Below are 8,552 nucleotides of genomic sequence, written 5' to 3'. Positions count from 1 at the left end.
AGCGCTTCTTCTGCCGCATCAAGCACTACCGTCGAATCGCCACTCGCTACGAAAAGCTGGCCGAACGGTTTACCTCGTTCATCAGTCTCGTCGGCGCCATCGTCTGCATGACTTGAATGTCAACACACCCTAGTCGAACTGCATGCACCGGATGGCGGCGCAGGAATCCTCATCCATCAAGCGGTAAAGTCAGCGAAGCTAGGCCAAGTTGGTGTGAAGCTGTCATTTCACGTCCAAGACGTAGAGGCCTTCTGTATCGCAGCTCAGAAGCAGGGGCTCAAGTTTGGGGTCATACATGAAGCCAATGGCTATCACTTCGCCAACGCGAAAGATCCTGACAAGAATTCCGTAAGCATTTCAAGTCGGGCCTTCCGGGGCAAGCGCGGTGAGGCATAACTATTAAATCAATTGGATACCTGATTTGCCCCTTGGCTCAGCCGTCCGAAGGCGGGGCTCCGGGTATGGTTTGACTAGCGCCGAAGCCCGCACGAGGCCGATGAGGATGGCCGCCAGGTCGAAGCGATGGTTGAAGCGGTACTGAACTTCGGCGAGGTAGCGATGAGCGTACTTGGAGAAATCGAACGAATGGTAAGCGCGAATTCGGGGTCAGGTCTTCCCTTTCCCCTCCTCCCCCCAAGCCCTGAGTGTTCGTCGCCCACGCTTCCCCTGAAGGAAGCCAGGGCTGCTGACCTTACAAGCTGTCGTTGACGGGGCGCAATTCATCATCCCCAGCTTACTTGGCACCAACAAGGCAGGCTATTGCCAGCAAAAAGACGCCACCGTGCTACAAGCCTCACACGGGGGCGAGCCTGCGCCGTTTCGGATGCATGCGACCGGCTCCTGAACTCGGAAAGGACTCCGCATGGTCTGCGCGCGAAATCATCTACACCACTCAGGTGGCCACACCGCCGCCCATGTTCAGCCAGGCGGTGAAGGCGGCCGGCTTGATCTTTGTCTCGGGCACCACGCCGACGGACGCCAAGAGCGGGGCCTTCAAGGGCCATACGATTCAGGAGCAGACGCATCAGGTGATGCGCAATATCTCGGCCATCCTGCGTTCGGCCGGCAGCTCGCTGGAGAAGGTGGTCAGCGCCACCGTCATCCTCGACGACGGGGCCGATTTCGAGGGCATGAACGAGGAGTGGCTGAAGTGGTTTCCCAACAAGCCACCGGCCCGCCAGGTCACCCAGCTCTCGGTCAGGATCGAGGGCCTGAAGGTGTCCGTCGCCTGCATCGCCCTGGCATAGGCCAGCCACTAGGGCTCGGCATCCAGCCGATGCCTGGGCCGGCCCGCCAGCAAGGGTGTGGCCTCGCCGTTCGCCCATTGGGCGTGGCCGGCCCCGTAAAAAGGCGACATGGGGTGGCCGCTCTGGCCGCCGGGCATGGACAAGGTGGCCTGCGCCTCGCGGCCGGGTGAGACCACCAGGCGTTGCGACTGCCCAAAGGCCGGCGCCGCCACATGGGGCAGATTGCTGTCGCCGCCCTGGTCCAGGCCCGGCATGTCGAGGAAGTAGGCCAGGGGCGGGATGGCCTTGGACAGCACATGCTGGATCTTGCTGCGGTTGCGCTGGCCCCAGCTCGCCGCGGCCAGCGCCTGTGGGCCGGGCTCGCGCATCTCCTGCGCGGCGGCGTCCAACTGGGCCAGCAGCAGGGCGTCCCAGCTGGCGTGGCCGGGCGGTAGCAGATAGGTGGGCTGCTGGTCCAGGGCCTGGCTCACCGGGTACTCGAAGCTGCTGCGCCATTTGATGGCGCTTTTTTCGTCGCGCTGCCGGGTGCCCAGCAAGGGCTCGGTCCAGGCCAGCCAGAGGGTGTCCAGGGTCTTCAGCCTTGCCGTGCGAATCAGGCGGTAGGCCGCCTGCTCGGCATCGGCCCGGCCCGTCCAGCGGCGCAGCAGTTCGGCGGCCTCGGCATGCGCCGGGCTGGCCGCCGCCACCTTGAGCAGGCGCTGGCCCCAGGTCTGCATGAAGCGGGCTTCGTTGTCCAGATGCAGGGCCGAGAAGCTGGCCTCGTCATGCTTGGGTTTTTCGCTCAGGCGCTCGCGGATCTGCTGGGCACGGGCGCCCAGATCAAAGCCGCCGTCGGCGATCAGCTCGGCGGCCGCGCCGCCCAGTTGGCGGTTGTTGGCGGTCCAGAGCTGGCCGCTCTTGGGGTTCTTGATCAGCGGGTAGTCGGCGGGGGCGACCCAGTCATGGGCCGGGGTCTCGGCACCCTGAAAACGGGCATAGCTCTTGGCCAGGCCTGGCTGGCTCCACAGGCGGCCGGCCAGGGTCCAGGCGATCTGGCCGCGCGAGTCGGCGATCACGATGTTCTGGTGCGGGATGCCGCTGCGCTGGGCAATGCCCACGGCCTCGTCCACATGGCGGGCCAGCAGCATGCGGTCCAGCTCCAGATTGACGGCCTCGCCTTGGTGGGCGATCCAGCGCAGGGCGTAGCGCCTGCCGTTTTGCTCCCGCAGCAGCGGCGCGCCGTCGAACTCCTGGACCTCCAGCTTCTCGGCGGCCCGGCCCTTGATGGCGATGGTCTGCGTGTAGATCTTGAGCCGTTCGGGCGCGAATTCACTTGGCAGCTGGATCCAGTCAAACCACTGGCCGTAGGCATTGGTGAAGCCCCAGGCGACCGCGCCATTGCTGCCCACCACGATGCTGGGCATGCCGGGCAGGGAGAGCCCCGCCGCGCGCTGCTCGGGCCGGCCAGCGCTGGCGGGGATCTGCAGCTGGGTGCGGAACCAGATGCTGGGCACCGAGAGGCCCAGATGCATATCGTCGGCCAGCAGGGCGCCGCCATGTTCGCTGCGGCGGCCCGCGACGGCCCAGTTATTGCTGCCGATGACGGCGGGCTCGTCCGCGCTGGCCTGCCGCTGGGGCAGCGGGGCCTGCGAGGTGTTGGGGCTGGCTTTGCGCAGGTCCAGCTGCTCGGGCGTGGGCAGGGCAGGGGGCTGGAGCTGGCTGCCGTCCAGCGCCGCGTCCCAGCGGCCGCCGCGCGGATTGAGCCAATCGAACAAGGCATCGCCCGCGCTGCTGCGCAGCTGGGCGCGTTCGAAGCCGCCGTCCAGCCCCGAGCCTTGCAGCATCCAGAACATCTCGATCACCACCAGGGTCGAGTCCACCGCCGCCCAGGGCTCGGGCTCGGCGCGCAGCAGCCAGTACTGCCAGGGCCGTACTCGCAAGGCGCCGAGGCCGGCGTTGACGCCGCTGGCATAGGCCTCCAGCAGGGCGCGGTCGGCGGCGGGCAGCTGGGCCAGGCGTTCGCTCATGCGCTCCCGCATGCGGTGCAGGCGGCGCTGTTTGTCGCGCTCCAGGGCCACGGGGCCGAACAGGGCAGAGAGCTCGCCGGCGGCGGAACGGCGCGTCAGGTCCATCTCGAAAAAGCGTTCCTGCGCATGCACAAAGCCCAGGCCGCGGGCCAGGTCCAGGCGGTTCTCGCCCTGCACGATGAGGGTGCCCAGATCGTCGCGCGCCAGGCTGAGCGGCGCCTGCAGGCCCGGCAGGCTGATCCGGCCATTGAGCTGGGGCAGGCTGGCCCGCAGCAGGGCCCAGGCCAGGACGGCCAGCACCAGCAGCAAGAGCAGCAGGGCCAGCAGGCCGCGACGCAGCCAACGCCAAGCGGGCCAGGCGGATTGGGGGGGCGACACGGTCACGGGGCTTGAACTCATGGGCAGCGCGGGCAGTTTGGGCCGCAAGGCCCCGGGTCTGATGCGGCCAGGGCGCCCCATCTTCTCGAGGGATTGTGGCTGCGCCAGGGCAGCTGCCGGCTCGGGGATTAGCCGGGGGCGAGATGCAGCGGCGGAGCCTGCGCAGGCTCCTAGAATGCCGCCATGTCTCTTCCTCGTGAATCCGCGTCAGCTCCGCTGCGCCGCCGCAGCCTGCTGGCTGCCTCCCTGGCCTCTGTTTTGGGGCTCTCGGCCTGCTCCACCCCCTCCCTCAACACCGGCAATCCGCCGCCCGTGGCCGTGGCGCCAGCGGCGCCCCTGCCGCCCAAGGCCGCACCTCAGCCGCCGCGCATCGGCCTGGCCCTGGGCGGTGGTGCCGCGCGCGGCTTTGCGCATATCGGCGTGATCCAGGTGCTGGAGGAGCAGGGCATCAAGGCCGATCTGGTCGCCGGCACCTCGGCCGGCAGCCTGGTGGCCGCGCTATTCGCCTCGGGCATGAATGGCAAGGAGCTGGCCACCCTGGCCGAAAACATGGACGAAGGCGCCATCACCGACTGGGCCTTCCCCACCCGCGGCCTGATCCGTGGCGAGGCGCTGGCGCGTTATGTGCGCGAGAAGACCGGCGCCAAGCTGATCGAGCAGATGAAGCTGCCGCTGGGCATCGTTGCCACCGATTTGTCCGATGGCTCGGGCGCGTTGTTCCGGCGCGGCGATACCGGCGTGGCGGTGCGCGCCTCCAGCTCGGTGCCGGCGGTGTTTCAGCCGGTCAAGATCGGTACGCGCGAGTATGTGGATGGCGGCCTGGTCGCGCCGGTGCCGGTGCGTTTTGCGCGCCAGATGGGGGCCGAGCTGGTGATCGCGGTGGACATCTCCTCGCCGCCCGATAAGAACCCGCCGGGCGACGCCATGCGCATGCTGCTGCAGACCTTCTCCATCATGGGCCGCAGCATCAATAATTTCGAGCTGGGCGAGGCCGATGTGGTCATAAGGCCCAAGCTGGACGGTGTGGGCAGCGCCGACTTCGGCGCCCGCCGCCGCTCCATCCAGGCGGGCCGCGAGGCCGCCACGGCCATGCTGCCCCTGCTGCGGGCGCGCATCGAGGCCAAGACCCGTTGATGGCTTGTCCCCTCCATGGTTTCACAGGGAAGAGAGGTCTTTGAATGAGCGCAACAGCCAAGCAGACGATCCCGCTCTTCCCGCTGCAGTCGGTGCTCTTCCCCGGCGGCTATCTGCCGCTGCGCATCTTCGAGCCGCGCTATCTGGAAATGATTGCCCGGGTACACAAGGCGGGCCAGCCCTTTGGCGTGGTCGGCCTGATCGAGGGCGGCGAGGTGCGGCGGCGCGATGACCGGGTGCCCGAGGGCGGCGCGGCCTTTTTGCGCGAGAAGTTCCAGGCCATAGGCACGCTGGCCCATATCCAGCTGCTGGAGCGCGAAGGCCCGGGGCTGTTGCAGATCCGCTGTACCGGCGGGCAGCGCTTCAAGGTCCTGCAGGCCGACTGCCTGCCGCATGGCCTGTGGATGGCCGAGGTGGAGCTGTTGAGCCTGGACGCCGAGGTGCCGGTGCCGGCCGATCTGGCGCCGGCCGCCGTGCTTTTGCAAACCCTTTTGCACAGCCTGGAGCAGGGCGCCGCGGCCGAGGACATGCCTTTGCAGCCGCCCTATCTGTGGGAAGACAGCGGCTGGCTGGCCAACCGCTGGTGCGAGATGCTGCCCCTCTCGGGCGATGAGCGCCAACGCCTGATGCAGTTGGACAACCCCCTGGTCCGCCTGGAGCTGGTGGCCGATCAGCTGGATCGCCTGGGCTTGCCGCCCACGGCTTGAGCCTTTAAGTCAGCAGCGTCCAGACCGCCACCAGGGCCAGGGCAAACGCGATCGTGCTGAGGTAGAGCAAGACGATGACGCCAGCGCGCAAGACCGTGCTCCACCAGCGGCTGCGGTAGACCCGGAGCAGGGCGACCAGCGGGTAGATGAGGCAGGCCAGCGGTGCCAGCTCGGACAGCACCGGCAGCTTGCTCAGCATCAGAATCAGCATGGCGAACCAGAAGGCATGCAGGTGCAGGGCGAAGACCAGATGCTCGGTATAGCGCCGGCGCTTGTCGAAATAGGCCAGCTTGAGCCACAGCGCATAGGCCGGCAGCAGCAGGAACATGGCCGTGCCCAGATGGCTGAAGAAGCGCAGCTGCGCCTCGCGGATCTCGGTCGCCATGGTTTGCGGGTCGGCCTTGAAGCGGCGCTCCAGGCGTGCGCACATGGAGGCGGGGAAGTTCTTGCAGAAGAACTCACCGTTCTTCAAGCCGGCCTGAAAGCCCGCGATATTGAGCTGCAAATTGCTGCGATCGCGCTCGTCGAACTTGACCGCGTTGTTCTCCAGCTTGTCGATCTGGATCGAACTCACGACCCGCAAGAGCACCAGAGCCAGCAGGCTGATGGTCAGGTACAGGCGCAGCGGCAGCACATAGCGGCGGCGGCGGCCGGCGAAATACTCCAGCGTCAGCTGCCCCGGCAGCAGCAAAAGCCGCCACAGGGTGCGCCACAGCGCGCCCTCCATCGCGATATAGCTGCCGCCGAACTGCTGGGCAAACTCCATCAGCGTGGGGGCCTTGATCTGCGTCTCCTGCCCGCATTCGCCGCAGTATTTGGGCGTGGGCAGGGCCAGGGCGCTGCCGCAGTTGGGGCAGTGATTGGCCGGTGTGGGCGCAATCGCCGTGGCACGGCGCCAAGCCCGGCTCAGGCTGAGCTTCTGCGGCTTGATGGCGGTGGAGTCGGGCGTAGACACAACAGCAAGGGCTTGAGGCGGCGGTGAGGACTGCCGCGCATCTTATGCGGAGCCTGGGGCTGGGCTGCCAAGTCCGGCCCGAGAATAAAAAAACCCAGCGCATGCGCTGGGTTTGAACGGCACTTGTCGAGGCTTGCGCTTCAAGTCGGCACCGAGGAGACAATCGTTTCGCCCTGGCCGCGAGGCCGGGGCGCAAGACTGCGAAGCTTAGGCCGAGGCGCGCTTGGAAGCGCGGGCGGCGGTCTGGCTGGCCTTGACGGCCGAGTTGGTGGCGGCTTCGAAGTTGGCTTCGGCAACGTCAGCGGCTTGCTTGGCGGCCTTTTGCACGGACTCGAAAGCGTTGTTGGCAGCGGCCACGGCCGACTTCACCAGAGCGACGGCGTTTTCGGTGCCGGCGGGGGCGTTCTTGGCAGCGTTCTCAACCACGGCGGAGAACTTGGCCTGGATGTCGGCCAGCTGGGCTTCGGCAACCTTGGCCACTTCGGCATTGGTGCTGGAGGCGATGTCGTACAGATGGCGGCTGTAGGAAGCGGCCTTCTCGGCGCTGGGTTGCAGCAGCGAGGATTGCAGGGCCAGCAGTTCCTGGGCGTCCTTCACCGACAGGGCGGCGTGGGTGGACTCGGCCACTTCGCCCAGGGCCGTCTTGGCCACTTGCAGGTTCAGTTCGACGAGCTTTTCGACGCCTTCGAAAGCCTTGTTGGTCAGGCCAAACAGGGTTTCGATATTGGCTTTGTGGGCGGCGATGATTTGTTCAGCGGTCAGCATGGAGCACTCCTTGTTCGGGGGCTACCCCGAGTTGATGTCTGCAAAAACTTCTTTGTCAGCGTTAATGTTGCACTGCAACAAAACCAAGTATAGGGGCGTCGCCGCGCATTGCAAGAACTTTTTGTTGCGGTGCAGCAAAAAAGCTGATTTTTCGCTTGCTGGCCCTGGTCGCAGCTTGGGGCCAGGCTGTGACACGGGCATGACAGCCAGCTTGGCGGTTTGAATTGACAGTGAAAAGTCATGCTGCAGCGTCATCAATTCGGGATGGTCAACAAGGCGCAAATCCTGGCCATTGCCACCACAGCCATGGCGAGACCTTACAAGTCGTTGGGCACTCAAAACGGCGCGCAGCGTACCTGCAGGCTTCTGAAAGCCCCTGAGCAAGCGCATGTGGCTGAGGTGGCACAACGACAACTCGAGCATCCCACTTCACGCAGGCTTATGCGACGCGCCGACATCTTTACCAAGTCAAAGTCCTTGCATAACTCGGGCTTGGGACTTCGGGCGCAGGGGTGGAATGACCGGTCCAAGTTGCTAACCGCCCAGCGCGACGGTGCCCATTTGGCGTTGACTTTGCCCACTAACACGCGAATTGGAGGCGTGACGGGGCGTTCAGCGATCAATGCTAGTGATGTGAGGTATATCAGAGCGCACTTGTTTGTTTGGGTCAGTCTTTCATTTAAGTTAGGATTTGACATGGCACGCCAGTTGGCGTACCCAAGAGCAGTAATAAGAAAATCGACATTCTGGGAGGAAAATTTGTTTGCATCTACAGCACTTCAGCGCTACAGCTCATCAAATCGTTGGCGACGGCCTGAGAGGTCGCTTGTTCTTGTCCTGGGTATGGTTTTGGGGCAACTCTTTGCGGCAGATTTGGCTCGCGCGGAGTTTGAGCGAGTCCACGTCCATGGCACTCGAATTCAGCCCGAAGACCCTTGTTTTAGGAATCCTAATTTGTGCAGTGGCGATTTCGGCGACCTGGGCCTCGGCAACGGGTATCGCGACGGACCTGGTCCTAGCAGCGGCGACGGCCAGCCCAAAAAGGTGCCGCCCAAAAAGCCAGAGGAAAAGAAGGCTGAGCGGGAGGCTTGTGTGGCGAAAAGCGAATTGGATAGAAGAGCCGCAACGTTGATTTATGAACGAAGTATGGAAGTATGCGCGGCAGGAACAAGTTCTTGGGTGGGGTATTTAAGAGAGCAATGGAAGAAAGAAGGATTTGAGTTGTTCGGTAATTTTCGCCCGCAAGATTGTGTGTCTACGAATACCCGTGCTTTCGAGGATCGTTGGGCTATTATTGAGCGCCGTTATGATGCTTGTATTGCTGCAGCGAGTTAGGGGGTGAGTATGTTGGGGAGTCGAG

General features: G+C 64.7%; 7 protein-coding genes and 1 pseudogene. 4 read left to right on the top strand and 4 right to left on the bottom strand.

What is annotated here, in order from left to right; all coding sequences use genetic code 11:
* Window positions 1-399 precede the first annotated feature (399 nt).
* A pseudogene (locus HNP55_RS24525) lies at window positions 400-591 on the bottom strand (hypothetical protein); the annotation flags it as partial.
* 305 nt (window positions 592-896) lie between these two features.
* Here HNP55_RS24525 and HNP55_RS23465 point away from each other — a divergent pair.
* The gene (locus tag HNP55_RS23465) at window positions 897-1,247 is read left to right on the top strand and encodes a Rid family hydrolase (protein WP_221439756.1); all 351 of its coding nucleotides are present in this window, start codon (window positions 897-899) and stop codon (window positions 1,245-1,247) included.
* Window positions 1,248-1,255: 8 nt separating this feature from the next.
* Here HNP55_RS23465 and HNP55_RS23460 read toward each other — a convergent pair whose 3' ends face one another.
* The gene (locus HNP55_RS23460; protein WP_184304767.1) at window positions 1,256-3,652 is read right to left on the bottom strand and encodes a penicillin acylase family protein; all 2,397 of its coding nucleotides are present in this window, start codon (window positions 3,650-3,652) and stop codon (window positions 1,256-1,258) included.
* Between the two features lie 162 nt (window positions 3,653-3,814).
* Between HNP55_RS23460 and HNP55_RS23455 the strand changes: the two genes are divergently transcribed.
* The gene (locus HNP55_RS23455; protein WP_184304766.1) at window positions 3,815-4,765 is read left to right on the top strand and encodes a patatin-like phospholipase family protein; all 951 of its coding nucleotides are present in this window, start codon (window positions 3,815-3,817) and stop codon (window positions 4,763-4,765) included.
* Window positions 4,766-4,809: 44 nt separating this feature from the next.
* Window positions 4,810-5,472 carry an LON peptidase substrate-binding domain-containing protein gene (locus tag HNP55_RS23450; protein ID WP_184304765.1) on the top strand — a complete coding sequence of 221 codons (663 nt, stop codon included), beginning with the start codon at window positions 4,810-4,812 and terminating at the stop codon, window positions 5,470-5,472.
* Window positions 5,473-5,476: 4 nt separating this feature from the next.
* On the opposite strand, the gene HNP55_RS23445 is transcribed toward HNP55_RS23450, so the two are convergent.
* Window positions 5,477-6,427, bottom strand: a complete 951-nt coding sequence (locus tag HNP55_RS23445; protein ID WP_184304764.1) for a DUF3667 domain-containing protein — start codon at window positions 6,425-6,427, stop codon at window positions 5,477-5,479.
* Window positions 6,428-6,634: 207 nt separating this feature from the next.
* Window positions 6,635-7,192: a TIGR01841 family phasin gene (phaP, locus tag HNP55_RS23440; RefSeq protein ID WP_184304763.1), complete on the bottom strand. Its 558-nt coding sequence runs from the start codon at window positions 7,190-7,192 to the stop codon at window positions 6,635-6,637.
* Window positions 7,193-7,432: 240 nt separating this feature from the next.
* Between phaP and HNP55_RS23435 the strand changes: the two genes are divergently transcribed.
* On the top strand, window positions 7,433-8,527 hold the full coding sequence (locus HNP55_RS23435; RefSeq protein ID WP_184304762.1) for a hypothetical protein: 1,095 nt from the start codon (window positions 7,433-7,435) through the stop codon (window positions 8,525-8,527).
* The last annotated feature ends 25 nt before the right edge of the window (window positions 8,528-8,552 follow it).

The sequence above is a fragment of the Roseateles oligotrophus genome (genome assembly GCF_014204525.1).
Classification (GTDB): Bacteria; Pseudomonadota; Gammaproteobacteria; order Burkholderiales; family Burkholderiaceae_C; genus Paucibacter_A; species Paucibacter_A oligotrophus_A.
Note: the sequence above shows the minus strand (reverse complement) of the source record. Positions and strands in the feature narration are given on the sequence as shown.

Excerpts from the sequence above, each read along its gene's own strand:
- HNP55_RS23455 (WP_184304766.1), top strand. The coding sequence starts at position 3,815 with ATGTCTCTTCCTCGTGAATCCGCGTCAGCTCCGCTGCGCCGCCGCAGC.
- phaP (WP_184304763.1), bottom strand. The coding sequence starts at position 7,192 with ATGCTGACCGCTGAACAAATCATCGCCGCCCACAAAGCCAATATCGAA.
- HNP55_RS23450 (WP_184304765.1), top strand. The coding sequence starts at position 4,810 with ATGAGCGCAACAGCCAAGCAGACGATCCCGCTCTTCCCGCTGCAGTCG.
- HNP55_RS23460 (WP_184304767.1), bottom strand. The coding sequence starts at position 3,652 with ATGAGTTCAAGCCCCGTGACCGTGTCGCCCCCCCAATCCGCCTGGCCC.
- HNP55_RS23435 (WP_184304762.1), top strand. The coding sequence starts at position 7,433 with ATGCTGCAGCGTCATCAATTCGGGATGGTCAACAAGGCGCAAATCCTG.